We start from the raw sequence: 25380 nt of genomic DNA on the forward strand, positions 1-25380 counted from the left end.
ACGACGGCGATCCGGGGCCGATGTGGGCAACCTCACCGGGCGGCGGACTCAGCATCCGCCGCCGGCACATCCATTGGCGGGACAGAGGTCCGGAGCGGGCGGAGACTCTTCGCATAAGCCGGAACCCGACGGCATCGGAGACCCTACGCACAACCGCAACCCGACGACGGCGGGTGCCCCAGCAAAGTGGGCACCCGCCGTCGTACGTGGGGATGGTGGCTGAACAGGTACCTCAGGCCAGCAGCGTGGGCTTAAGCTGCTGCAACCGGCCCAACAGGCCGTTGACGAAGGACGGCGACTCGTCCGTCGACAGGGTCTTGGCCAGCTCCACGGCTTCGCTCACCGCAACACCGTCGGGCACGTCGTCGTTGTAGAGCAGCTCCCACGAGCCGACGCGCAGGATGATGCGGTCCACTGCGGGCATCCGGTCAAGGGTCCAGCCCTGGGCGTAGGTGGCCAGGAACTCGTCGATGGTGGGCTGCAGAGCGGCGACCCCCTCCACGATCTGAGCCGTGTAGGGATTGATCACCTGGTCCGTCTTGTCCCGTCCGGCCAGAGCCTCGGCGGCACTCACGCCACGCTGCTCGGCTTCAAAGAGGACGTCGACGGCCCTGCGGCGGGCCTTGCCGCGGGCTGAAGTAGGGGCACTCACTAGTCGTTGACTCGTCCCAGGTAGTCGCCGGAGCGGGTGTCGACCTTGACCTTGGTGCCGGTCTCCAGGAACAGCGGGACCTGGATCTGGTAGCCGGTCTCCACGGTGGCGGGTTTGGTGCCGCCGGTGGAGCGGTCGCCCTGCAGGCCGGGCTCGGTGTAGGTGATCTCCATGACCACGGAGGCCGGCAGCTCGATGTAGAGCGGGGTGCCGTCGTGCATGGCGATGTTGACCTTGATGTTTTCCAGCAGGAAGTTCTCGTCGTCGCCGACCACGGCGCCGGGAACGGTGACCTGGTCGTAGTCCTGCACGTCCATGAAGACGAAGTCGTCGCCATCCTTGTACAAGTAGGTGTAATCGCGGCGGTCCACCGTGGCGGTTTCGATCTTCAGGCCGGCGTTGAAGGTCTTGTCCTGGATCTTGCCGCTGACGACATTCTTGATCTTGGTGCGCACGAACGCGCCGCCCTTGCCCGGCTTCACATGCTGGAACTCAATGACGTTCCACAGCTGGCCGTCCAGTTTCAGCACGGTGCCGTTCTTGATGTCGTTGGTTGTGGCCACAGTTTCACTTTCGTCGATGATGGCGGGCCGCCAGCGGAAGGTCCGCCCGGCCCGGAGCGAAGTCCAGCAGACATTCTACCTGCTGACGGCCTGCCCGCCCCAAGCGCTCGGCGTCCCCCGGATCGATGCCGCCGGAGCCGGTGGGTGCGGGAGGCCTGATGGAGTCCCCGGGGACGGTGGGTGCGGGAGCCAGCAGCAGGGCATGTCCTTCAGGGCAGTACTCGCCGCCGCCCCGGAGGCAACGGCCTATTCGGCGATTTCCTGGTAGGCGGCGAACAGCAGAGAGGTGTCCGGCACGTCCAGGATGCCGGGCTTGGCCAGTCCGTCCAGCACCACAAAGCGCAGCAGGTCGCCGCGGGCCTTCTTGTCCCGCTTCATTCCGTCCAGCAGTGCGGCCCAGCGGTCGCGGCGGTAGCTCACGGGAAGGCCCAGGGACGTCAGGATGGCCTGGTGCCGGTCCGCGGTGGCGTCGTCCAGCCGGCCGACCATCCGCGACAGCTCGGCGGCGAAGGCCAGGCCGATCGACACAGCGGCGCCGTGGCGCATCTGGTAGCGCTCGGCCAGTTCGATCGCGTGGCCCAGGGTGTGGCCGTAATTGAGGAACTCGCGGCGCCCGGACTCGCGTAGATCGGCGGAAACCACCTCCGCCTTGACCCGGATGGCCCGCTCGATGATCTCCCGCAGCTGGTCAGACCCGGCGGTGGTGGCAGCCGTGGGGTCGGCCTCGATCAAATCCAGGATGACCGGATCGGCGATGAAGCCGCACTTGACCGCTTCGGCCATGCCGGTGATCAGTTCGTTTGGCGGCAGCGTCTGCAGCGCGTCCAGGTCGGCCAGCACGGCGGCCGGCGGATGGAACGCGCCCACCAGGTTCTTGCCCTCTGCGGTGTTGATGCCGGTCTTGCCGCCGACGGCAGCGTCCACCATGCCCAGCAGGCTGGTAGGAATGTGCACCACCTTCACGCCGCGCAGCCAGGTTGCGGCCACAAAGCCGGCCACGTCGGTGACCGCCCCGCCGCCCACCGCCACGATGGCGTCCGAGCGGGTGAAGTCGTTCTTGCCCAGAACTTCCCAGCAGAACGAGGCCACCTGGATGTGCTTGCCTTCCTCGGCATCCGGGATCTCGGCGGTCAGCGCCTCCATTCCGTTCGCGGCGAGGTCCTCGCGCACGGCGTCGCCGGTGGCCCGCAGCGCCCGCGGGTGGATCACCAGCACCTTGCGGACCCGCTCCCCCAGCAGCTCCGGCAGCCGGCCCAGCAGCGCATGGCCAACGACGACGTCGTACGCCTCCTGGGGAGTGCTCCCGGTGACGGGGATGACGGTGGCCTCGGGGGTGTTGCTCACGGTTCGTGCCTTTCCTCAAGCAGTTGTCTCAGTTCGGCCAGCAGCTGCTGCTGGCTTTTGCCGCGGGTGTCCAGCACCAGATCGGCCAGTCGCTCGTACACCGGCCGGCGCTGCCGGAAAGTTTCGGTCCAGCGGCCCACGGGGTCGCCGGCGAGCAGTGGCCGCCCGGTGTCCTTGATGATGCGCGGACGCACCGTGTTCACATCGATATCCAGGAAGACCACGGTGCAGTTGGCCAGCAGCTGCTGCGTCCCGGTATCCAGGATGGCGCCGCCGCCCAGCGAGACCACGGCAGGCGGTTTGCCTTCGGCGAGCAGCGCCGCCACTTCGCGGGCCTCGAGCTCGCGGAAGGCATGCTCGCCCAGCGAGGTGAAGATCGCGGGAATCGGACCGTGCCGTTCGACCAGCCGCTTGTCGCTGTCGGCGAAGGCGAGGCCGTGACGGTTGGCAAACTGGCTGCCCAGCGTCGACTTGCCGGACGCCATCGGTCCAATCAGCACCAAGTGGCGCCGCAACCGCATCGGTTCAGCGGATGCCACTACTGGCCGATCGAATCCAGCGACTCCGGAATGGCCGCCAGATAGGACCGCAGGTTGCGTGCCGTCTCGGCCACGGAGTCGCCGCCGAACTTCTCGGTGACGGCCTGGGCCAGCACCAAGGCCACCATTGCCTCGGCGACGACGCCGGACGCCGGCACTGCGCAGACATCGGAACGCTGGTGGTGGGCTTTCGCCGGCTCGCCGGTGCTCACATCGATGGTGGCCAGCGCGCGAGGCACCGTGGCAATCGGCTTCATGGCCGCGCGAACGCGCAGGGTCTCGCCAATGCTCATGCCGCCTTCGATGCCGCCGGCGCGATTGGTGGCGCGCACAATGGTGCCGTTCTCGTCGCGGACGATTTCGTCATGGGCGGCGGATCCACGGCGGGCGGCGGTGAGGAAGCCGTCGCCGACCTCCACGCCCTTGATCGCCTGGATGCCCATCAGGGCGGCGGCCAGGCGTGCGTCCAGCCGTCGGTCCCAGTGCACGTAGCTGCCCAGGCCCGGCGGCAGCCCGTAGGCCAGCACCTCGACCACGCCGCCCAGGGTTTCGCCTTCCTTGTGCGCCTGGTCCACTTCCTGCACCATGGCCAAGGAGGTCTCGGCGTCGAAGCAGCGCAGCGGATCTTCGTCCAGGGCCAGGACGTCGTCCGGCACCGGAAGCCGGCTGCCTTCGGGCACCGAGACGCGGCCGACGGCGGTGGTGTGGCTGACCAGCCGGATGCCCAGCGCGGAGAGGAACTTCGCGGCCACAGTTCCCAGGGCTACACGCGCAGCTGTCTCGCGGGCGCTGGCGCGTTCCAGCACCGGACGGGCTTCGTGGAAGCCGTATTTCTGCATGCCGGTGAAGTCTGCGTGGCCTGGCCGCGGCCGGGTCAGCGGGGCGTTGCGGGCCAGGTCCTCCAGCTGCGCAGGGTCGACCGGGTCGGCGGACATGACGGTTTCCCACTTGGGCCATTCGGTGTTGGCCACTTCGATGGCAACCGGACCGCCCTGGGTCAGGCCGTGGCGGACGCCGCCCACCAGGGTGACCTCGTCCTGTTCGAATTTCATCCGGGCGCCGCGGCCGTAGCCCAGACGCCGCCGCGCCAGCGCATCCTGCACCTCGGCTGCGGTCAGCTCGACGCCGGCGGGGACGCCTTCGATAATTCCTACCAGGGCCGGACCATGGGATTCACCGGCGGTTAACCAACGCAACATGGATTCAATACTGCCATGCATCTGCGGGCGGTTTAGCGCCGCGGTGCACCCACGGCGTCACACATCACATTTGTGACATCGGCGCTGTTGGTGAAGCGGTCGCCGGCGAACAGCCGCACCTGCTCCACCGCCTGGTAGATGAGCATTTCCAAGCCATGCACCACCGAGCCGCCCTGTGCCCGCCAGGCGGCGGCCAGCTCGCTGGGCCAAGGATCATAGGCCACGTCCAGCAGCACGCTGCCGGCGCGGTCCGCTCCTGTCTGGGCCGCCAATTCGGCAGCCAAGGAGTCAGCGGAGTTCGGCGGCAGGGTGCAGACCACCGTTCCGGCCGTTCGCACGGCGGACGGCGCCTGGTCCCAGCCGGCAACATGGAGCGGGAGCCCAAGCTCCCGGGCGATCTCCTGCACGTTGCCCGACTTCGCCGGGTCCCGCAGGCACAGGATGACGCCGGAGGGTTTCAGCTCCGCCAGCGCGGCAGCAGCAGCGGCGGCCGTGCCGCCGCCACCCAGAATGACTGCCGGCTGGCCCTCCCGCGCTCCGCCGTGGCGCAGCGCGCCGACGATCCCGGCCACGTCCGTGTTGTGGCCGGTCAGCGTTACCCGTCCCTCGTCGTCGTACTCGGGAACCACGGTGTTGAGCACGCCGAGCAGATCCACCAGCGGGCTGGTGCGGTCCATCTCGGCGACCATCGCGGCCTTCAGCGGCATGGTCACCGACAGCCCCGCCCAGCCCCGTTCGCTGCGCAGGGTCCGGACGAACTGCGGCAGCTGGTCCACGGTCACGTCGATGGCCCGGTAGCTGCAGTCGAAGCCGATTAGCTCATACGCGGCACGGTGCAGCGCGGGCGACCGGGAATGGCCGATCGGATGCCCGAGCACTGCGGCCTGGTACTGATAGGCAGCCGGCAGCACGCCCTCAGCCACGCCGTCGGCAGGACCGGCGATCAACTGCACCGGCCTTCTTTCTGCGTGCTGCACCACTGCTGGTATTCCTTGGTGTACGCGTTGTGCTGTTCCAGCGTCTCCGCGAACTTGGTCTCACCGGTGTCCAGGTTGACCGTCACCCAGTAGTAGTAGGGCACGTCGGCCGGGCTGGCGGCCGCGTCGATGGCCGGTCCGCCGGGTGAATTGATCGGTCCCGCAGGCAGCCCGGTGTGCGCGTACGTGTTGTACGGGTTCGACTTATCCGCTTTTTCCTCGGGCGTGATGTCGTAGCCCTTGCGCCCCAGCCCATAGGTCACCGTGGCGTCCGACTGGATCAGGCCGTTGGTCTCGGTGTTGTCCGGCTTCAGCCGGTTCTGGATCGCGCCGGCTACCGTCGCGTAGTCGGCTTCGCCCGCCTCGGCTTCAATGATGCTGGCGATGGTCAGCACCCGGAACTGCTCTTGCGGGTCGGAGATACCGTCCTTGGTCAGCCGATCCACGGTGTTGCCCACCAGTTCGGTGAGGATGTCCTTGGCGCTGGTCTCCAGCGGCCAGCGGTACTCGCCCGGGAAGAGGTAGCCTTCCAGGTTGCGGGCTTCCTTCGGCAATCCGAACTGCTGCGGGTCCTTGGCGAGCTCGGCGAACTCGGACGCCGGAATGTTGGTGCCTTCGCTCAGGGCCGCGAAGACCTCTTCTTCGCGCCAGGTGCGGTTGATCGCGGCGTAGGAGACCTTCTCCCCCACGTCTTCCAGCAGGATGGCGGCGGCGTCCGCGGCTGGCAGCTTGTACTGCATCTGGTACTCGCCCGGCTGCACCTCGCGGCCGTCCGCCTGGCTGGCCAGTTCACCCAGGAAAATCTCGCTGTTGGAGATGATGTCCTGCTCCACCAGCGCACCGGCGATCACCAGCGGGCCGGCGCCCTCTTGAACGGTGAAAGTCACCTGTCCCTCGCCGGGGCCGGCGTAGTCTTCAGGGCCGCCGCCCATGCCCAGCAGGTTCTGCAGGAACAGCACCACGCCGACCAGGCCTGCGGCGAAGACCGCGAAAACCACCAGCATGATGGTGTTGCGCCGGCGGCGGGCGCGTTTCTTGGTGCGGACCGGGCGCTTCCGGCCAGCGGCAGGCTCGTCCTCGAAAAAGTCCAGCCGGCCGTCGTGGTAGACCTGGCCATCGTCGGCGTAGCCTTGGTTCGCGTCCGCGTAGCCGTGATCCGCCGCGGCGTAGCCCCGGTTATCCGCGTAGCTGTGGGCGTCGTCCGCCGCTTCCCAGCCGCGGTCAGTGGTGCCGGCGGCGTAGTGTGCGTCCTCTGCCGCAGTATCGGCGGCGTAGTCTGCCTGCGGCTCTGCCTCGGGTGCTGATTCCGGCCGAGGACGACGGCGGTGCTCACCGGGAGCGGGTACGTGGTGTTGGACGACGGTGGCTGGCTCCGGGTCGTTCCAGTCGGCGACCGGTTCGTCCGCTGCGGCTGCCTGAGCTGAGGCTGCGTCAGCTGGTTGCGCTGCAGCCGGCTGGCCGGCCGGATCGGGCCAGGCCTCCTCCGCCGGCTCCTCCCACTCGGGCACCGCGTCGTCGTCCCAGTAGGGCGGAACGGTGTCGTCAAAGCGCGGATCAGCGGCCTGGCGTCCGCGTGCGGCCCGCCGGGAAGGGAGATTGGTCCAGTCGTCGGGGTGCTTGCTCACGTTCCCGGGTCCCCGCTTCGGTCATGTCCGTGCGTAATCGTCGGCTCCTCATGGCTGGCGTCCGGCGCTGGTCGGCCGGCGGGTGGTGCGACAGGTGTCCCCACGTCCTGTCCTTGGGCCCGTTGCATGTCGATAGCCTGCTGCAGGATACCTACGGCAGCTACCTGATCAACCACTTTACGATGTTGACGCGTATCCATGCCAGCATCGCGCAGTCCCCGGTGCGCCGCCACGGTGGTCAACCGTTCATCGATCAGGTTGACGCTGGCCTCGGAACCTGCGGCGGCCAGCGCTGCGGCAAGCTTGCGGGCGTAGCTGCGGGCCATCTCGGTGGAGGCTGAGTCGCCGCCGGACAGCGTGCGCGGCAGCCCGACGAAAACCTGCACGGTGCCCCGCTCGGCGGCCTCGCGCACCAGCACCCTGATGTCGCTGTCCTTCTTGGCGTCGCGCTTCAGGGTGCGTACCGGCGTGGCCAGGATCCCGTCCGGGTCGCAGCTGGCCACGCCGACGCGCACCGCTCCGACGTCGACACCGAGTTTGGTGCCGCGCGGATAGCCGGTGGAAGACACGCTGCCGGGCCCCTAGCGGTTCGCGACCGCGGCAGTCACGGCGGCCAGTGCTTCGTCGATCTTGGCCGGGTCGGACCCGCCGCCCTGGGCCACGTCGTCCTTGCCGCCGCCGCCGCCACCGAGCACGCCGGCAGCGGTCTTGACCAGCGCGCCGGCCTTCACTCCGGCGGCGCGGGCGGCCTCGTTGGTCGCCACCAGGATCAGCGGGCGGCCGTTGGCGACGCCGGTCATCGCCACGGTCACCGGCTCCGAGCCCAGCCGGGTGCGCAGGTCCAGGGCCAGGTTGCGCAGGTCGTCGGCACCGTTGAGGTCACCGACGTTGTGCGCCAGCAAGCGGATGCCGGCCACGTCCTGCGCCTGGGCGACCAGCGAGGCGGCGGAGGCTGCCAGCTGTTCCTTGCGCAGCTTGTCCAGCTCCTTCTCCACGGACTTCAGCTTGGCCAGGGTGGCGGCAATCCGCTCGGGCAGCTGGGCGCCGGGGACCTTGAGCATCTCGGACAGCTCGGTCACCAGCGCGCGCTCGGCGGCCATGTGGCGGAAGGCTTCCATGCCCACGAAGGCTTCCACGCGGCGGTTGCCCGAGCCCACCGAGGCCTCGCCCAGCAGGGTCAGCGAACCGATCTGCGAGGTGGCCTCCACGTGGGTGCCGCCGCAGAGCTCCCGGGACCAGGCGCCGTCGATCTCCACCACGCGCACGGTGTCCCCGTAGGCCTCGCCGAAGAGCGCCATGGCGCCCAGCTCGCGGGCCTGGGCCAGCGGCATCACGCGGGTCTGTACCTCGAAGTTGTTGCGGATAGCCAGGTTGGAGACCTCTTCGACCTCCGACTTGGCGGCGTCGGAGAGGCCTTCGCCCCAGGAGAAGTCGAAGCGGAGGTAGCCGGCCTTGTTGAACGAACCGCGCTGCAGCGCCTCCGGGCCGAGGATCTGGTGCAGGGCCGCGTGGATGATGTGGGTACCGGAGTGGGCCTGCTCGCCGGCGTGGCGGCGCTGGGCGTCCACGGCGGCCTGGACGGTGGCGCCGGCGGGCAGTTCGCCTTCGCGGACCACGGCCTTGTGCACGCTCAGGCCCTTGACCGGCTTCTGCACGTCCAGCACCTCGACCACGAATCCGTCGCCGGTGATCAGTCCGACGTCGGCTGCCTGGCCGCCGGCCTCGGCGTAGAACGGGGTGGCGTCGAGCACCAGCTCGATTTCCTCGCCCTGACCGGCGAAACCGCGCACTTCGCCGCCGCGGACGATGCCGCGCACGGTGGACTCGGTGTTCAGCTCGTCATAGCCGGTGAAAACGGTTTCGCCCTCGGCCAGCATCTCGCGGAAGACGGTCACGTCGGCGTGGCCCAGCTTTTTGCCGCGGGCATCGGCCTGGGCACGCTGGCGCTGTTCGGACATCAAAGTGCGGAAGCCGGCCTCGTCCACCTGCAGGCCCGCTTCTTCGGCCATTTCCAGCGTCAGGTCGATCGGGAAGCCGTAGGTGTCGTGCAGCGTGAAGGCGTCCTCACCGGAAATCGGCTTCGAGGCAGCCTTCGATTCCTTGACGGCCTCTTCCAACCGGGCGGTGCCGGAGGCGATGGTGCGCAGGAAGGCCTTTTCTTCGGCGTAGGCAATCCGGCTGATCCGCTCGAAGTCGTCGGCCACCACCGGGTAGGTACCCTTCATGGCGTCGCGGGAGACCGGCAGCAGCTCGGGCAGGCAGGCGTTTTCCACGCCCAGCAGGCGCATGGCGCGCACCGCACGGCGGATCAGGCGGCGCAGCACGTAGCCGCGGCCCTCGTTGGAGGGGGTCACGCCGTCGGAAATCAGCATCAGCGCGGAACGGATGTGGTCGGCGACCACGCGCAGCCGCACGTCGTCCGCGTGGTGCGGGTCGTCGTCGGACTCGGCGCTGGTGTATTCCTTGCCGGAGATCTCCGCGGCCTTGTCCAGCACGGGACGGACCTGGTCCGTCTCGTACATGTTCTCCACGCCCTGCAGGATCATCGCGAGGCGTTCCATGCCCAGGCCGGTGTCGATATTCTTCTGCGGCAGCTCGCCCAGGATTTCGAAGTCTTCCTTGCCGATGCCGGCGCCACGCTGGTACTGCATGAAGACCAGGTTCCAGATTTCGATGTAGCGGGTCTCGTCGGCGATCGGGCCGCCTTCGATACCGTACTCGGGGCCGCGGTCGTAGAAGATTTCCGAGCACGGACCGGCGGGGCCGGGTTGGCCGGTGGACCAGTAGTTGTCCTTCTTGCCGGACTTCTGGATCCGGTCGACCGGCACACCCACCTGGTCGCGCCAGATGGCGAGGGCTTCCTCGTCCTCTTCGTAGACGGTGGTCCAGAGCTTCTCCGGCGGCAGACCGTAGCCGCCCTGCTCCACCGGGCTGGTCAGCAGTTCCCAGGCCATCGCGATGGCCTGTTCCTTGAAGTAGTCGCCAAAGGAGAAGTTGCCGCACATCTGGAAGAACGTGCCGTGCCGGACCGTCTTGCCGACCTCTTCGATGTCAGCGGTGCGGATGCACTTCTGCACGCTGGTGGCCCGCGGGTACGGCGGCGTCTCGCGGGCGGTCAGGTAGGGGATGAACGGCACCATGCCGGCCACGGTGAACAGCAGCGAAGGATCCGGCGACACCAGGGACGCCGAGGGGACCACGGCATGGCCCTTTTTCTCGAAGAAGTCGAGCCAGCGGCGGACAATCTCGTGGGATTTCATGGTGCCTGTGTCTTACCTTCCAGGGTACAAACGGCCCGTGCAGGCCGGGGCTTGGCGTGAATGCCGTGAAAAAACTTAGCGCGTGCGGACGTCGTCTGCGGAATCGATGCCCAGGGCCAGGCGCAGGTCGCTTTCGCGTTCCTGCATGCCGTCCCGGACCGCGTCGGCAAAGTTGGCCACCGAATCGGCCACCTGTGCCAGGGCGCGGTTCAGTCCAACCGGTCCCAGCGCCTCGCGCGTCTGGGAGACCTTGCGGACCGCCAGCACGCCGATCGCCACTCCGGCGGCCATCCAGATCATTCGCTTCATGTCGGTTCCTCTCGCGGATTAGCGGCCGCGGCGGCGCTTGCCCTCGGGCGCGCCCTTGCCGGCGGAGTTGAAGGCGCTGCGCACGCCGTAGGAGAAGGCTGCCACCTTGATCAGCGGCGAGCCGAGGGTCGCGGAGAGCAGCGAGGTGAGGGCGGAAACGTTGGCCGAAGCGTCCGAGACGTTGTTGGAGATGCCGTCGACCTTTTTCAACTGTTCGTTGGTGGTGCTGACGGTGGTCGTGACCTCGCCAATCAACGGGGTGGTGCCGTCGCTGAGCTCGCGGATGGCCTGGCGCAGTTCATCAAACACTTTGCCGAGCTTCCACACCGGGATGGCCAGCAGGGCCACCAGCACCGCGAACACGCCCGCGGCGATCAGACCGGCGATATCTCCACCTGACATAGGTTCAAACGCTCCTCTTGTTGGTTGACGGCGTAACTCCGGTCCGCGCGCAGCGCAAGGATGCCGTGTGCTGCGGGGGGCCGGCTAACGACGGCGGGGCGCACCTTGTGCAGGCACCTTCCCGCCACTGAACAACACCTTACCTACTGAACAGCCCGCGGCCGATGCCGCGGGCTGTTCAGCGCTGCCTCCACGCACGGAGGCAGCATCTCGCAAAGGTACTTCCGGGATGTTCAGGCCCCGGAACTACTTATTTAGCGAGCGTAGTATTCGACCACCAGCTGCTCTTCGCAGGTCACGGGAACCTCGGAGCGCTTGGGGCGGCGGACCAGGCGGGCCTGCAGCTTCTCCAAAGCAACATCGAGGTACGCCGGAACGTTGGGGAGCACGTCGCGGTGAGCGCCGGCAGCTGCCACCTGGAACGGGGGCATCTTTTCGGAGCGCTCGTGCACGTGGATCAGCTGGCCTTCGGAAACGCGGAAGGACGGACGGTCCACGCGCTTGCCGTTGACCATGATGTGGCGGTGCACCACGAGCTGGCGGGCCTGGGCGATGGTGCGGGCGAAGCCGGCACGCAGCACCAGGGCGTCAAGACGCATTTCCAGCAGCTCGATCAGGTTTTCACCGGTCAGACCGGCGGTGTTGCGGGCTTCCTCGAAGACACGGGTCATCTGTGCTTCGCGGATGCCGTACTGGGCACGCAGACGCTGCTTCTCGCGCAGACGAACGGCGTAGTCACTGTCCTGCTTGCGGCGGGCGCGTCCGTGCTGGCCGGGGCCGTACGGACGACGCTCCATGTACTTCTCAGCCTTGGGCGTCAGGGCAATGCCAAGGGCACGCGAAATGCGGACCTTGCGGCGGGCTCGTGTGTTGTTAGCCACGATGTCCTTCCAGTTATGTGCGGTGTAATGGTTTGCTGGCCTCCAAGTCCCGGAGAGCGTTGGTCAACCGCTACCTTCAGCTACAGTCCGTCCGGGCACACGCCTCTCCCCTTCGCTGAACGGCCTCAGTCGGCTGGACTACTCGTGGGATCGACGGCGCAAGAACGGCTTGCCAGTCAGCCAACCATTCTAGCATCAGCCGGTCGGGTGCCTTGCCACGTCTAGGCTGGCTGGATGCGAGCCATTCTCCAGCGCGCGAGCCGCGCCAGCGTCAGTGTCGACGGCACCGTGGTGGGCGCCCTGCCCGGCCCGGGATTGGTGGTCCTGGTCGGCGCCACGCATTCCGACAGCACCGAGGACGCCGCGGCGCTGGCGGAGAAGATCTGGCGGCTGCGCATCCTGGACGGCGAACTCTCCTGCGCCGATGCCGGAGCCCCGCTGCTGGTGGTCAGCCAGTTCACCTTGTACGCCGATACCCGGCGCGGCCGGCGGCCGTCCTGGTCCGCGGCCGCCCCCGGCGAGGTCAGTGAACCGCTGCTGGAACACTTTGTCTCGGCCCTGCGCGGGCTGGGCGCCCAGGTGGAAACCGGTGTCTTTGGCGCCATGATGGAGGTGGAACTGGTAAATTCCGGCCCGTTCACCATCAGCCTGGATAGCGAGGGCTTCACCAAGCCACGCCGCAGCTGAGGCGTGGCTGACGTCCGAAAAGCCCGGCCCCGCCGTTGGAAAAGCCGGGCAGCTGCCGTCAATGCCCGCCGTCGTTATGACCCGCGGATGATCTTGCGCAGCCGGTCCACCCTCGCCGAGATCTCCCGTTCGGCGCCGTTCGTGGTGGGTTCGTAGTAGTTCCGGCCCACCAGGTCGTCCGGCGCGTACTGCTGGGTGGCGATTCCGTGCGGGGCGTCGTGCGAGTAGACATACCCCTTGCCGTGGCCCATCCCCTTCGCCCCCGCGTAGTGGGAATCGCGCAGGTGAAGGGGAACCCCCTGGCCGCGGCCTGCCCGGACATCGGCCACCGCGGCGTTGATCGCGTCGTGGCAGGCCGGCGACTTCGGCGCGGTGGCAATGTGGACCACGGCCTGGGCCAGGACCAGCCGGGCTTCGGGCATGCCGATCAGCTGGACCGCCTGCGCGGCGGCGACGGCGGTCTGCAACGCGGTGGGATCGGCCATTCCGACGTCTTCGGAGGCGTGCACCATGATCCGGCGGGCCACGAAGCGCGGGTCCTCCCCCGCCTCCAGCATCCGGGCCATGTAGTGCAGCGCGGCGTCCACGTCGGAGCCGCGCATGGACTTGATGAAGGCACTGGTGATGTCGTAGTGCTGGTCGCCGGCCTTGTCGTAGCGCAGGGCGGCACGGTCCGTGGCGCGCTCGGCGTGGCTGAGCTCCACCCGAACCGGGGCGCCGTCTTCGCCTTCCCCGCCGGACTCGCCCCAGGCCACACCAGCCGCCGCCTCCAGCGAGGTCAGGCCGCGGCGGGCGTCGCCGGCGGCCAGCCGGACCAGATGTTCCAGTGCCTCCTCGCTCAGCTCCACACGGCCGGCCAGCCCGCGCTCGTCCTGGACCGCGCGCACCAGCAACTGCTCAATGTCGTCGGCGGTCAGCGGTTTCAGGGTCAGCAGCAGCGAGCGGGACAGCAGCGGCGAGACCACCGAGAAGGATGGATTCTCCGTGGTGGCGGCAACCAGCACCACCCAGCGGTTTTCGACGCCCGGCAGCAGCGCGTCCTGCTGTGCCTTATTGAACCGGTGGATCTCGTCCAGGAACAGCACGGTGGTGGTGCGGTGCAGGTCGCGGGCGGTCAGTGCCTCGTCCATCACGCGGCGCACGTCCTTGACGCCGGCGGTGATCGCGGACAGCTCCACGAACTTCCGGCCCGGGCCGCGCGCGATCACGTGCGCCAGCGTGGTCTTTCCGGTGCCGGGCGGACCCCACAGCATGACCGACGACGGTCCCGCCGGTCCGGTGGCCGCACCGCCGGCCGCCAGCATGCGCAGCGGCGACCCGGGCTGGAGCAGGTGCTGCTGGCCCACCACGTCGTCGAGGGTGCGCGGCCGCATCCGGACCGCCAGCGGGCTGCGCGGCCGCGAGGAGCCGCCGCCGTCGGCGGTCCAGGAATCCTGGCCACCGCCGTCGTATTCTTCGTCGTCGTCCGCGGCTGCACTGAACAAATCACTCACACCGTCAAGGCTATCCGTTCCGCGGCGCCGTGCTGGCGGCACCCCCCGCGCGGAAGTTCCGGCATCACCCGCGCTCTGCCCTGCCTGAGCCCCGTTCCCGTCCCCGGGCAAGGCGGGCAACCCTGCTTACAGCGCAGTTACCCGGGCTGGGGTGCGAAGTCGATCCGCATCACGGCCCGGCTAGGACTCGAAGTCGATCCGCATCACGGCCCGGCGGGCGGTGGGGCGGCTGACTTCGCGGAAACCGGCCGCGGCGAAGATGCTGTGGCTGCCCACATAGAGTTCGCCCCACGTCATCTCCTGCCCCGGCTTCAGGACCAGCGGGTACCCCTCGACGGCGCGGGCCCCGTTCTCCTCCGCCCAGTCCGGCACGGCTGCGGCCAACGCCCGGCTGATGCCCCGGCGCCGGAAACCCTTCCGGGTCACGAAGCAGACAGCTGCCCAGACGCTGCCGTCGTCCGGATCCTCGTCGCGGCCGGTCCACACCACCCGGCTGGTCCGCAAGCGACGGTAGGCCGTCCGCGGTTCCACCGCGCACCAACCGGCCGGTTCACCGTCCAGGTAGGCGATCAGGCCGCTGGTGGATCCGGCCGCGGGATCGCCACAGGCGGTCCCGGCCCGAAGCCGGCGGGCCCGTTCCTCGATGTGCTCCTCGCGCCATTGGGACGGAGCCGACTGGAACCACTGGCACTGGCAGCGGGCAGCCTCGCCGCGGACGCCCAGCACTAACTGCAGTTCGTCCCACGACGCCTCGTTCGCAGGCACAATCGCAACGGCGGCGCCGGTCTCCGTAGTCATGCCCCCAGCAGACAACACAGCGGGCGCGCACCACAAGAGGTACGCGCCCGCCGTCGTCCGTCAATGCCGAAAGGGATGCTGGCTGTGCCGGTTTACTTGGCCCCGGCTTCCTTGGCAGACTCCTTGGCTGCCGGTTCCTTGGGCTGCGGCTTGGCGTCCACGCCGGCTTCCTTGCGCTGCTGCGGCGTGATCGCTGCGGGTGCCGCGGTCAGCGGGTCGTAGCCGCCGCCGGTCTTCGGGAAGGCGATGACTTCGCGGATCGAATCCTCGCCGGCCAGCAGCGCCACCACACGGTCCCAGCCGAACGCGATGCCGCCGTGCGGCGGGGCGCCGTACTTGAAGCCTTCCAGCAGGAAGCCGAACTTGGTCTGCGCCGATTCCTTGTCCAGGCCCATCACCTTGAACACGCGCTCCTGCATGTCTCGCTGGTGGATACGGATGGAACCGCCGCCGATCTCGTTGCCGTTGCAGACGATGTCGTAGGCGTAGGACAGCGCCGACTCCGGGTCGGTGTCGAAGGTGTCCATGAACTCCGGCTTAGGCGAGGTGAAGGCGTGATGCACGGCCGTCCACTTGCCGGAACCGACGGCCACGTCGCCGGAGGCCACGGCGGCTTCGGCGGGCTCGAACATCGGCGCGTCCACGATCCAGACGAACGCCCAGTCGCCGTCGTTGATCAATCCGGTGCGGTGGCCGATTTCCACCCGGGCCGCGCCGAGCAGCGCCCGGGACGAGGGCCGGTCGCCGGCGGCGAAGAAGATGCAGTCACCGGGCTTGGCGCCGACCGTGCCGGCGAGGTTCTCGCGTTCGAAGTCGGTGAGGTTCTTGGCTACCGGACCGGTGAGCTCTCCGTCCTCCTGGACCAGCACGTAGGCCAGGCCCTTCGCGCCGCGCTGCTTGGCCCATTCCTGCCAGGCGTCCAGCGTCCGGCGGGCCTGCGAGGCGCCGCCGGGCATCACCACGGCGCCCACGTAGGGGGCCTGGAAGACGCGGAAGGTGGTGTCTTTGAAGAACTCGGTCAGCTCGGTCAGCTCCTGGCCGAACCGCAGGTCAGGCTTGTCCGAACCGTACTTGTCCATCGCCTCGGCGTAGGTCATCCGCGCGATCGGGGTGCTGATCTCGACGCCGATCAGCCGCCACAGCGCCTGCACAATCCGCTCGCCCAGCGCGATGATGTCGTCCTGGTCCACGAAGCTGGCCTCGATGTCCAACTGAGTGAATTCCGGCTGCCGGTCGGCGCGGAAGTCCTCATCGCGGTAGCAGCGGGCAATCTGGTAATACTTCTCGAAGCCGCCCACCTGCAGCAACTGCTTGAACAACTGCGGGGACTGCGGCAGCGCGTACCACGAGCCGGGGGCCAGGCGTGCCGGCACCAGGAAGTCGCGGGCGCCTTCCGGCGTCGAGCGGGTCAGCGTCGGGGTTTCGATCTCCACGAACCCGTCGGCGTGCAGCAGATCACGCGCCACCCGGTTGACCTCCGAACGCAGCCGCAGCGCCTTCGACGGACCGGGCCGGCGCAGGTCCAGGTAACGGTGCTTGAGGCGGGCTTCCTCGCCCACCTCCACATGCTCATCCACCTGGAACGGCAGCGGATCGGCGGTGTTGAGAACGACGACGTCCTCCGCGATGACCTCTACCTCGCCGCTGGCAAGGCCCGGGTTTTCGTTGCCCTCGGGTCGCTTCTCCACGGTGCCTTTAATCTGCAGCACATACTCGTTGCGCAGCGCATGGAAGACGTCCTCTTCGCGGACCACCACCTGGGCCACGCCGGAGGCATCGCGCAGATCCAGGAAGGCCACACCACCGTGGTCGCGGCGGCGGGCCACCCAGCCGGCGAGGGTAACGGTTTGTCCGATGTGCTCGGCCCTGAGGGTGCCGAGGTCGTGTGTGCGCAGCACAACAGTCCTTCCGGTAGAACGAATTGCTCAGCTGTCCGCCTGCTGTTGTTTACCTGTGCGGCTGCGGCGTACGGCTATGGTTAGTGGAGACGTACACGAGTTTACCGTTGATCACGCGGCGCCCCGGACCCTTGCCTCCGCACCATGCGGCACAGCGGCCCGAGAGGCCGGAGACCCTGCGGGCCCGCAGCTAGGAGCTGTGGCATCTGTGAGTAGTGAATCATCGCTGGAACGCCGGTTGGGCGGGGTAGACGCCACCACGGTGGGCGTCGGCTCCATGATCGGCGCGGGCGTTTTCGTCGTCTTTACGCCGGCTGCCGCCGCGGCCGGGCCCTGGCTGCCGCTGGCGCTGGCCATCGCCGGCATCGTGGCGTACTGCAACGCCAGCGCCACGGCGCAATTGGCCACCCTCTACCCCACCAGCGGCGGCGCCTACATCTACGGCCGGAAGCGCCTGGGCGAATGGCCCGGTTTCCTGGCCGGCTGGAGCTTCGTTACCGGCAAAATTGCGTCCTGCGCCGCCATGGCGCTGACCTTCGGCATTTACGTTTTCCCCGACTATGCCACCGCCGCCGCCGTGGCCGCCGTGGTGGTGCTGACCACGGTCAACCTGCTGGGCATCACCAGGACCGCCTGGGTGACCCGCTGGATCGTGGCTTTTGTGGCCGCCGTCCTGGTGTTCGTGGTGGTGGTGGCGTTCGACGCCGACCCGATCGGCGGGCCGGCAACCCAGTCCGAGGTGTCCGCCTACGGAGTCCTGCAGGCCGCCGGGCTGTTCTTCTTCGCGTTCGCCGGCTACGCCCGGATTGCGACCATGGGCGAAGAGATCCGCGAACCGAAGAAACTGATCCCGCTGGCTATCTTCTCCGCGCTGTTGATCACGTTCGTCCTCTACGTGCTGATCGGCCTGGGTCTGCTGCGCTATCTGGGACCGGAATTGTTGGCCATGACCGAAGCCCCGCTGCACGCGGTGATGGAGGAAGTCGGCGGCGGAGTGGGCACCACGGCGATTGCCCTGGCCGCTGCCCTGGCGAGCCTCGGCGCGCTGCTGGCGTTGATCGCCGGCGTGGGCCGGACCACCTTTGCCATGGCCCGGGAAGGGGACCTGCCCCGGATCTTCGCCAGGGTGGGCACGCGCTTCAAGGTTCCGTGGGCAGCGGAAGTGGTGGTCGCCGTCGTCGTGATCTTCCTGCTCCTGACCCAGGACGTGCTGGCCGTGGTCGGCTTCTCCAGCTTCGGCGTGCTGATCTATTACAGCGTTGCCAATGCCGCTGCCCTGACCCTGGACGAACGGCCGTGGCACGCGCCGAAGCTGCTGAATGTTGCCGGGCTGGTCGGCTGCCTGCTGCTGGCGTTTACGCTGCCGATTACCTCGGTGGTGCTGATGGTCGCGGTCCTCGCCGTCGGCGTGATCGGCCGGGCCGTACTGGCACGGCTGCGGCGCCGGCCGGAAGCCTAAGTAACGGCCCCGCCAGCACGTCCGCACTCGCCCACCGGAGAACCCGTTGGGCGAGTGCGGGTCGGTCTAAACCGCCAGGATTAGTGGGCGACGGCGGTGACCTGCGGAACCAAGTCTTCGGCCGGCGGCGTCCAACTGGCCGGATCGGCCGCGGTCTGGTCGCCGGAACGGATGTCCTTCACCTCGTGGCTCAGGCTGCCGTCCTCTGCCACCGAGGTGAACCAGACGAACGGGATGCCGCGGCGGTCGGCGTACTTGATCTGTTTGCCGAACTTGTCGGCCTTCGCTGCCACTTCCACGCTGATGCCGCGTTCGCGCAGCTGACCGGCCACGTCCTGGGCCTGCGACCAGCTGTCCTCGTTCGCCAAGGTGACCAGCACCGCCGTCGGGACATGCCGCGACGCGGTGGCGAACTCCTGGCCCAAAATCCGCATGACCAATCGGGTGACCCCGATGGACAGCCCGACGCCGGGGAACGTGCGGTTGCCCTTGGTTGCCAGCGCGTCATACCGGCCGCCCGAGCAGATGGATCCGAGCTGCTCGTGGCCCACCAGCACGGTTTCGTACACGGTGCCGGTGTAGTAGTCCAGGCCGCGGGCGATGCTGAGGTCGGCCATGACCTTGCCCGGGGCGCGCCGGTGCGCCTCGCCGATGACTTCCTCAAGTTCGGCCAGGCCGGTTTCCAGCAGTTCGTGCTGGACGCCCAGGGCACGGACCTGGTCCACGAAGGATGTGTCCTCAGTGCGGATGGAGGCCAGCTTGAGCGCGGCCTGCGCCTGTTCGTCGGTGGCCCCGAGTTCTTCCTGCAGCAGCGCGGCAACCTTTTCCGGGCCGATCTTCTCCAGCTTGTCGATGCTGCGCAGCACGCCGGCGGTATCGGTCAGGCCGATGCCGCGGTAGAAGCCCTCGGCAAGCTTGCGGTTGTTCACCCGCAGCTTGAAATCCGGGATGGGCAGGGCGCCGAGGGCCTCGACGATCACCAGTGCCAGTTCCACGTCGTAGCGGAACGGCAGCTCGCCGTCGCCCACCACGTCGATGTCCGCCTGGGTGAACTCGCGGGCACGGCCCTCCTGCGGGCGCTCCCCGCGCCAGACTTTCTGGATTTGGTAGCGGCGGAACGGGAAGGCCAGATGGCCGGCGTTCTCTACTACATAGCGCGCGAACGGCACGGTGAGGTCGAAGTGCAGGGCCAGTTTGTCGTCGCCCTTGCCGTCGGCTTCATCGGCCTGCAGCCGATGCAGGCCGTAGACCTCTTTATCGATCTCGCCCTTGCGCAGCAGCTGGGCTACGGTCTCGACGGCGCGGGTCTCAATGGAGGAGAAGCCGTGCAGCTCAAAGGTCCGGCGCAGCGAATCCAGCACGTGAAGTTCCACAAGCCTCTCCTGCGGAAGCCATTCCGGGAAGCCTGACAGCGAGGCCTTGCGTGCCATACGGACGTATCTCCTAGTACATGAGGGGTGAAGAAGGGCTGATCGTTCTGAAGCCGGCGACCGCGCAGCGGCACTGAATCGCTAAACTGGCTGCTGGACCATTTTAAGGCCTGCCACGGCAGCGGAACCAATCCGCGCTGCCGGTGCGGCCGCCGCCGGCGGGGCGGACCCAGTCAGCGTAGACGTCAGCGGAGACCAGGAGGAGCTTTGGCACGGAAAAGTCCGGACCGCGAAGCCCGGCGGCGAATTGCCCTTATGGAAGCCAAGCGCGACCTGCGCCGGCAGCAATCGGCGCGGCGCAAAAGGGACAATATTGCGGCCGGCGTGGCGATCGCAGCCTTGGTGGCCGGTGCCGTAACCGTGCAGCTCACCGTGTTCGCCTCGAACCCCACTCCGTCCCAAATGGACCAGGTCCGCAAAGGCCTCGAGGACCCGGCAGCCGTCCCCTCGCCGTCGTCCTCCGGCAATGCGGCGCATATCCCGTCGCCAGAGCTTGCCGCCGGCAAAGTCTTCAACGGCACCATCGCGACCAATGAGGGCGATATCGGCGTGGAATTGGATGGCAAGGCCGCTCCCCAGGCAGCGGCGGTCTTCAGCACGCTGGCAAGGGACGGATTCTTTGAGGGCAAGTCCTGCCACCGGCTCACCACAGCCACCAGCATGGGCGTGCTCCAGTGCGGCTCAGTGGACGGCGCAGGCAGCGGCGACCCGGAATACCAGTGGGGGCCGGTAGAGAACACCCCGGACGACGGCGTGTACCCCGCCGGCACGATCGCCGTGGCCCGCGGCGCGAGCACCTACAGCAACGGCACGCAGTTCTTCATTGCGTGGAAAGATTCGACGATCCCGCAGGATACCGGCGGCTACACGATTATGGGTAAGGTAACCGAAGGGCTGGACGTCATCGAGCAGATTGCGGCCGGCGGCGTCGAGGATGCCGCCAGCCAGGACGGACCGCCTAAAATACCGGTAACAATAAAGTCGTTCACCATCCAGTGAGCCCAACACCACGACGGTGCCGCCTCAAAAGGCGGTCCCGGACACAAGCGAAAGAGTTCTAGCGGTGACACCCAGTCAACAATCCGACGAAACAGCTCAGACCACCGAGACCGAGCAGGCCGCGGCCGCTCCGGCATCGGTTGATCAGGCACAGACCGAGCAGACCGGGCAGTCGCCCGAGGAGCACGCCGAGCAGGCTACGGCCGAGCCGGCCGCGCAGGAGCACGCCGAGCAGGCGCAGGCCGAGCAGGCGCAGGCCGAGTCGGCCGCTCAGGAGCAGGCCGAGTCGGCCGCTCAGGAGCAGGCCGAGACCGGACAGGCACCGGCAGAGCAGGTTGAGCCGGCCGCACAGGCCCAGACTGAGCAGGCTAAGCCGGCCGCTCAGGCCCAGACTGAGCAGGCTAAGCCGGCGGCTCAGGAACCGGCTGACCAGGCCAAGACTGAGCAGGCACCGGCTGCTGCTGAAGCTGCGCCCTCGGCCCCGAGCCAGGCTCCCAAGCCGACGCCGAAGCCCATGCCCGGCCCGAAGCCCACGCCCGCCGCCATGTTCGGGAAGAGCGCCACTGCGGCTTCCGCACAGCAAGTCATCTCGGCCCCGACGGTCACCTCCACGCCGTTGTCCGAGGCGTCCAAGTGGGCCCGGGTGACCGACGACGGCCACGTGTTCCTGCTGATCGACGGTCAGGAACACCCGGTTGGGCAGTACCCGGATACCAGCAAAGACGAGGCGCTGGCCTACTTTGTGCGTAAGTACGACGACGTCGCAGCCCAGGCGGCACTGCTGGAGCAGCGTGTGGAAGCCAAGGCGCCGTCCACCGACATGCACAAGACTCTGGAACATCTGAAGGCTCAGACGGCAGAACGCCACATGGTGGGCGACATCCCCGCACTTGAGACCAGGCTGGAATCACTGGGCACTGCCATCAGCGAACTGCAGAAGGCCGAGAAGGCCGGGCAGGAGGCCCAGCGGGCCGCTGAACTGGCTGCCCGGGAGGCCATCGTCGCCGAGGCCGAGGAGATTGCGGGCAAGGAACCGTCGACGGTTCAGTGGAAGACCAGCAGCGCACGGATGAACGAGCTTTTCGATGCCTGGAAGTCCGCCCAGAAGAGCGGCGTCCGGTTGGGCCGCAGCACCGAGGATGCGCTGTGGAAGCGGTTCCGCTCCGCGCGCACGGTCTTCGACCGGCACCGCCGCGCCTTCTTCAGCCAGCTCGACAGCGACAACGCCGCGGCCAAGGCTGCCAAGGAAGCCTTGATCGCGCGTGCCGAAGAGCTTTCCAGCTCGACCGACTGGGGCCACACGGCCGCCGAGTACCGCAAGCTGATGGACGAGTGGAAGGCCTCGAAGCGCGCCAGCCGCAAGGACGATGACGCCCTGTGGACGCGGTTCCGTGCGGCCCAGGACAAGTTCTTCGCTGCTCGGCAGTCCGCCAATGAGGCGATCGACCAGGAATTCTCCGCCAACTTGGCGGTCAAGGAGGCGCTGGTAGTCGAGGCACAGGCGCTGCTGCCGGTGACCGACCTGGCCGCGGCCAAGAAGGCCCTGCAGTCGATCCGCGATCGTTGGGAGGAAGCAGGCAAGGTTCCCCGCGGCGACATGCAGCGGATCGACGCCGGCCTGCGCAAGGTCGAGGATGCCGTCAAGGCTGCCGAGGACGACCACTGGCGCCGGACGAACCCGGAAACCAAGGCCCGCACCAACAGCGCACTGTCCCAGCTTGAGTCCGCCATTGCCGGGCTTGAGGATGATTTGGCTCAGGCCGAGCAGGCCGGAGACCAGCGGCGGATCACCGCGGCACGCGAGGCCTTGGAGGCGCGCCGCCAGTGGCTGGACACCCTCCAGCGCTCCGCAGAGGACTTCTCCTAGCAGCCACGACCTACACAACCGGAGGGGCCGGGACCGCTTTCCACAAAGCGGTCCCGGCCCTTCGGCTGCCGGACGCCGTTTGGCATGCTGGCTGGCATGGCCCTTCACCCTTCCCCTGCTTCGCCGGCTGCTGTCTCCACGGTGCAGGTGCCGCCGATGGTTCTGAGGCCCGGCCACCCGTTCAGTCGCAGCGAGCTCGAGTGCATGAGGTTGGACGGCCTGCTGGTCAACGTTTATGGTCCGGGCTTCGCGTTGCCCTGGGACCAAGTCACGCCCCGGCACCGCGCGGCTGCCGCCTTCTTCAGCCTGCCCGAGCAGGTCCGCCGGAAGGTGGTGCTGGGCAGGTTGACGGCGGCCTGGGTCTACGGCTGTGCCCCGGAGCCCCAAAAGCTCTCGGTCCTGCTGGATCACCGGCACAGGGCAACCTCGCAGGGCCGCTATCGCCTGGCCCTGATCCATGAGGTGACGCTGGGACCGTTGGATACGGTGACCATCGGCGGCGTCCCGGTCAGCACCCCGCTGCGGACGGCGCTGGACGTAGCTCTGCACGCACCGGAACCAGACGCGGTCCGCGTCTTGTGCGCGCTGGCGCAGGCCAAGTCGCTCGGCTGTCGGCTGGACGTAATTCGGCAGGCGATCGAGGCCAAACCCAGGTTGCCTGGCAAGGCCCGCGCGCTAGAGCGCATCGACACGGCACTAGGCGCGAACCCTTAGCCCAGCCCACGCCAGCCCGCGCCCGCGGACGCTGCCCTGCACCGGCGAGTCAACGGCCCGGCATTGGATCAGCGGCGCTGCGAGCCCGAGGTGCGGTAGACGTCGTACACACCGTCGATGCGCCGGACAGCACTGAGGACGTGGCTCAGGTACTTCGGATCGCCCATCTCGAAGGAGAACCGCGAGATGGCCAGCCGGTCGCTGGAGGTATGCACGGTCGCGGAAAGGATGTTGACGTGGTTCTCGGCCAGCACGCGCGTGACGTCGGAGAGCAAGCTCTTGCGGTCCAATGCCTCCACCTGGATCTCCACCAAGAACACGCTGGACTGGGTGGGTGCCCACGCGACGTTGACGATCCGGTCGGGGCTTTCCCGCAGCTCCGCCACATTGCGGCAGTCGGACCGGTGCACCGAGACGCCCGAGCCACGGGTCACGAACCCGACGATCGGATCCGGCGGAACCGGGGTGCAGCACCGGGCCAGCTTGACCCAGACATCGCCCACGCCGACCACCGTGACACCGGAGTCCGGATGCTTTGGCCGCCTGACCACGGTCGAAATGGACGGCTCGGTTTCCTCGACGGCTTCCTGTCCGCCGAGCAGGCCGACCAGGTGCTCGATGACGTTTTGCGCGGACGTGTGGCCGTCGCCCACCGCGGCATACAGCGCGGACACGTCGGCATGGTGCAGTTCCTGCGCCACCGACATCAGCGCATCGTGCGTCATCATCTTCTGCAGCGGCAGGTTCTGCTTCCGCATGGCGCGGGTGAGGTGTTCCTTGCCCTTTTCGATCGCCTCTTCGCGGCGTTCCTTGGTGAACCACTGCCGGATCTTGTTCCGTGCCCGCGGGCTCTTGACGAAGCCCTGCCAGTCCTGGCTCGGGCCCGCGCCCTCCGCCTTGGAGGTGAAAATTTCCACCCAGTCGCCGTGGTTGAGCTCGCTGTTGAGCGGGACCAGTTTGCCGTTGACCCGGGCGCCGATGGTGCGGTGGCCCACTTCGGTATGCACCGCGTAGGCGAAGTCCACCGGCGTGGAACCGGCCGGCAGCGCCATGACTTCGCCCTTGGGCGTGAAGACGAAGACTTCCTTGGCGTTGATTTCAAACCGCAGGGAGTCGAGGAACTCGGCCGGATCGCTGGTTTCCTGCTGCCAGTCGACCAGGCTCCGGAGCCATCCCATGTCGCCGCCGTCGGCAGTTCCGCCGCGCGCAATGTCCTTGTATTTCCAATGCGCCGCAACGCCGTACTCGGCGCGACGGTGCATCTCGTGGGTACGGATCTGGATCTCCACCGGCTTGCCGCCCGGCCCGATCACTGTGGTGTGCAGCGACTGGTACATGTTGAACTTGGGCATGGCGATGTAGTCTTTGAACCGGCCGGGCAGCGGGTTCCACCGCGAATGCAGGGCTCCCAGCGCGGCATAGCAGTCGCGGACCGTGTCCACCAGCACCCGGATCCCCATCAGGTCGTGGATGTCGTCGAAGTCCTTACCCCGCACAATCATCTTCTGGTAGATGGAGTAATAGTGCTTCGGCCGGCCGGTGATCGTGGCCTTGATCTTCACTGCACGCAGATCATCGCCGATCTTGGTGCGCAGCGTGGTCAGGTACTTCTCGCGCTCGGGGGTGCGCTCCCCCACCATCCGCACGATCTCCTCGTAGACCTTGGGATGCAGGGCCGCGAACGAGAGGTCTTCCAGCTCCCACTTGATGGTGTTCATGCCCAGCCGGTGGGCCAGCGGTGCGAAGATCTCCAGGGTCTCACGGGCCTTTTTGGCGGAAGACTCCGGGGACACGAAGCGCCACGTGCGGGCATTGTGCAGCCGGTCGGCGAGCTTGATCACCAGGACGCGGATGTCCTTGGCCATCGCCACAACCATCTTGCGCACGGTCTCCGACTGCGCCGCGTCGCCGAACTGCACTTTGTCCAGCTTGGTGACGCCGTCGACCAGCATGGCGACTTCCGGGCCGAACTCTTTCTTGAGGTTGTCGAGGGTGTATTCCGTGTCCTCGACGGTATCGTGAAGCAGCGCGGCGGCCAGGGTGGTCCCGGTCATGCCCAGTTCAGCCAGAATGGTGGCGACCGCCACCGGGTGCGTGATGTAGGGATCGCCGCTCTTGCGCTTCTGTCCGCGGTGGCTGCGTTCGGCCACAACAAAAGCGCGCTGGATCAGGTCAAAGTCCTCGCGGGGATTGTTCGCCCGCACGGTGCGCAGCAGTGGCTCGAGGATGGGCGAATAGCCGGAACCACCCCTGCCGGCCAGCCGGGCCAGCCGGGACATAGTGC

At 67.8% G+C, this 25380-nt stretch carries 22 protein-coding genes; 5 read left to right on the top strand and 17 right to left on the bottom strand.

Translation table 11 applies throughout. The features are described 5' to 3' along the window. Nucleotides 1-232: 232 nt before the first annotated feature. The 12 genes from nusB to rpsD form a co-directional block, all read right to left on the bottom strand. Nucleotides 233-652 carry a transcription antitermination factor NusB gene (nusB, locus tag E4J89_RS06685; RefSeq protein ID WP_127512662.1) on the bottom strand — a complete coding sequence of 140 codons (420 nt, stop codon included), beginning with the start codon at nucleotides 650-652 and terminating at the stop codon, nucleotides 233-235. Then, nucleotides 652-1215, bottom strand: a complete 564-nt coding sequence (gene efp / locus E4J89_RS06690) for an elongation factor P (protein ID WP_136785364.1) — start codon at nucleotides 1213-1215, stop codon at nucleotides 652-654. Before efp ends, nusB begins: the two co-directional genes overlap by 1 nt. A gap of 246 nt (nucleotides 1216-1461) precedes the next feature. Further along, on the bottom strand, nucleotides 1462-2559 hold the full coding sequence (gene aroB / locus E4J89_RS06695; protein ID WP_136785365.1) for a 3-dehydroquinate synthase: 1098 nt from the start codon (nucleotides 2557-2559) through the stop codon (nucleotides 1462-1464). Next, complete coding sequence (locus E4J89_RS06700) at nucleotides 2556-3080, bottom strand: shikimate kinase (protein ID WP_136785483.1); 525 nt, start codon at nucleotides 3078-3080, stop codon at nucleotides 2556-2558. The genes aroB and E4J89_RS06700 overlap by 4 nt, the downstream gene beginning before the upstream one ends. Nucleotides 3081-3097: 17 nt before the next feature. Further along, nucleotides 3098-4297, bottom strand: coding sequence for a chorismate synthase (gene aroC / locus E4J89_RS06705; RefSeq protein ID WP_136785366.1), 1200 nt, complete (start codon nucleotides 4295-4297; stop codon nucleotides 3098-3100). Between the two features lie 32 nt (nucleotides 4298-4329). Continuing rightward, entirely contained in the window at nucleotides 4330-5250 is a 921-nt protein-coding gene (locus E4J89_RS06710; RefSeq protein WP_346763375.1) for a shikimate dehydrogenase, read from the bottom strand. Further along, nucleotides 5241-6899, bottom strand: coding sequence for an endolytic transglycosylase MltG (mltG, locus tag E4J89_RS19700; protein WP_240691759.1), 1659 nt, complete (start codon nucleotides 6897-6899; stop codon nucleotides 5241-5243). The genes E4J89_RS06710 and mltG overlap by 10 nt, the downstream gene beginning before the upstream one ends. After that, the gene (gene ruvX, locus E4J89_RS06720) at nucleotides 6896-7468 is read right to left on the bottom strand and encodes a Holliday junction resolvase RuvX (protein WP_205754428.1); all 573 of its coding nucleotides are present in this window, start codon (nucleotides 7466-7468) and stop codon (nucleotides 6896-6898) included. The genes mltG and ruvX overlap by 4 nt, the downstream gene beginning before the upstream one ends. A 12-nt stretch (nucleotides 7469-7480) precedes the next feature. Further along, nucleotides 7481-10159: an alanine--tRNA ligase gene (alaS, locus tag E4J89_RS06725; protein WP_136785367.1), complete on the bottom strand. Its 2679-nt coding sequence runs from the start codon at nucleotides 10157-10159 to the stop codon at nucleotides 7481-7483. Between the two features lie 75 nt (nucleotides 10160-10234). After that, nucleotides 10235-10468: a DUF6167 family protein gene (locus E4J89_RS06730; RefSeq protein ID WP_205754429.1), complete on the bottom strand. Its 234-nt coding sequence runs from the start codon at nucleotides 10466-10468 to the stop codon at nucleotides 10235-10237. An 18-nt stretch (nucleotides 10469-10486) separates the two neighbouring features. Further along, nucleotides 10487-10870 (bottom strand): DUF948 domain-containing protein, encoded by a 384-nt coding sequence (locus E4J89_RS06735; RefSeq protein ID WP_136785368.1) that lies wholly within the window; start codon nucleotides 10868-10870, stop codon nucleotides 10487-10489. 254 nt (nucleotides 10871-11124) lie between these two features. Then, on the bottom strand, nucleotides 11125-11751 hold the full coding sequence (gene rpsD / locus E4J89_RS06740) for a 30S ribosomal protein S4 (protein ID WP_136785369.1): 627 nt from the start codon (nucleotides 11749-11751) through the stop codon (nucleotides 11125-11127). Between the two features lie 234 nt (nucleotides 11752-11985). Here rpsD and dtd point away from each other — a divergent pair, with 234 nt between their 5' ends. Beyond that, nucleotides 11986-12438, top strand: a complete 453-nt coding sequence (gene dtd / locus E4J89_RS06745; RefSeq protein ID WP_136785370.1) for a D-aminoacyl-tRNA deacylase — start codon at nucleotides 11986-11988, stop codon at nucleotides 12436-12438. A gap of 74 nt (nucleotides 12439-12512) precedes the next feature. Here dtd and E4J89_RS06750 read toward each other — a convergent pair whose 3' ends face one another. The 3 genes from E4J89_RS06750 to aspS all read right to left on the bottom strand — a co-directional run bounded on the left by E4J89_RS06750 (nucleotide 12513) and on the right by aspS (nucleotide 16627). Further along, nucleotides 12513-13931, bottom strand: coding sequence for a replication-associated recombination protein A (locus tag E4J89_RS06750; protein ID WP_136785371.1), 1419 nt, complete (start codon nucleotides 13929-13931; stop codon nucleotides 12513-12515). 180 nt (nucleotides 13932-14111) lie between these two features. Beyond that, nucleotides 14112-14729: a GNAT family N-acetyltransferase gene (locus E4J89_RS06755; protein ID WP_136785372.1), complete on the bottom strand. Its 618-nt coding sequence runs from the start codon at nucleotides 14727-14729 to the stop codon at nucleotides 14112-14114. A gap of 92 nt (nucleotides 14730-14821) precedes the next feature. Further along, entirely contained in the window at nucleotides 14822-16627 is a 1806-nt protein-coding gene (gene aspS, locus E4J89_RS06760) for an aspartate--tRNA ligase (RefSeq protein WP_136785373.1), read from the bottom strand. Between the two features lie 208 nt (nucleotides 16628-16835). Here aspS and E4J89_RS06765 point away from each other — a divergent pair, with 208 nt between their 5' ends. Then, nucleotides 16836-18086 carry an APC family permease gene (locus E4J89_RS06765; RefSeq protein ID WP_240691760.1) on the top strand — a complete coding sequence of 417 codons (1251 nt, stop codon included), beginning with the start codon at nucleotides 16836-16838 and terminating at the stop codon, nucleotides 18084-18086. A gap of 80 nt (nucleotides 18087-18166) precedes the next feature. On the opposite strand, the gene hisS is transcribed toward E4J89_RS06765, so the two are convergent. After that, nucleotides 18167-19516 (bottom strand): histidine--tRNA ligase, encoded by a 1350-nt coding sequence (gene hisS, locus E4J89_RS06770; RefSeq protein WP_136785375.1) that lies wholly within the window; start codon nucleotides 19514-19516, stop codon nucleotides 18167-18169. A 207-nt stretch (nucleotides 19517-19723) separates the two neighbouring features. Here hisS and E4J89_RS06775 point away from each other — a divergent pair, with 207 nt between their 5' ends. From E4J89_RS06775 to E4J89_RS06785, 3 genes are all read left to right on the top strand, one after another. Beyond that, on the top strand, nucleotides 19724-20515 hold the full coding sequence (locus E4J89_RS06775; RefSeq protein ID WP_240691761.1) for a peptidylprolyl isomerase: 792 nt from the start codon (nucleotides 19724-19726) through the stop codon (nucleotides 20513-20515). Nucleotides 20516-20579: 64 nt separating this feature from the next. After that, nucleotides 20580-22382, top strand: a complete 1803-nt coding sequence (locus E4J89_RS06780; protein WP_240691762.1) for a DUF349 domain-containing protein — start codon at nucleotides 20580-20582, stop codon at nucleotides 22380-22382. 96 nt (nucleotides 22383-22478) lie between these two features. Then, complete coding sequence (locus E4J89_RS06785; protein WP_169303933.1) at nucleotides 22479-23096, top strand: type IV toxin-antitoxin system AbiEi family antitoxin; 618 nt, start codon at nucleotides 22479-22481, stop codon at nucleotides 23094-23096. 68 nt (nucleotides 23097-23164) lie between these two features. Here E4J89_RS06785 and E4J89_RS06790 read toward each other — a convergent pair whose 3' ends face one another. Further along, nucleotides 23165-25375, bottom strand: a complete 2211-nt coding sequence (locus tag E4J89_RS06790; protein WP_136785488.1) for a bifunctional (p)ppGpp synthetase/guanosine-3',5'-bis(diphosphate) 3'-pyrophosphohydrolase — start codon at nucleotides 25373-25375, stop codon at nucleotides 23165-23167. Between the last annotated feature and the right edge of the window lie 5 nt (nucleotides 25376-25380).

Source organism: Arthrobacter sp. CAU 1506 (genome assembly GCF_005047635.1).
GTDB lineage: Bacteria > Actinomycetota > Actinomycetes > Actinomycetales > Micrococcaceae > Crystallibacter.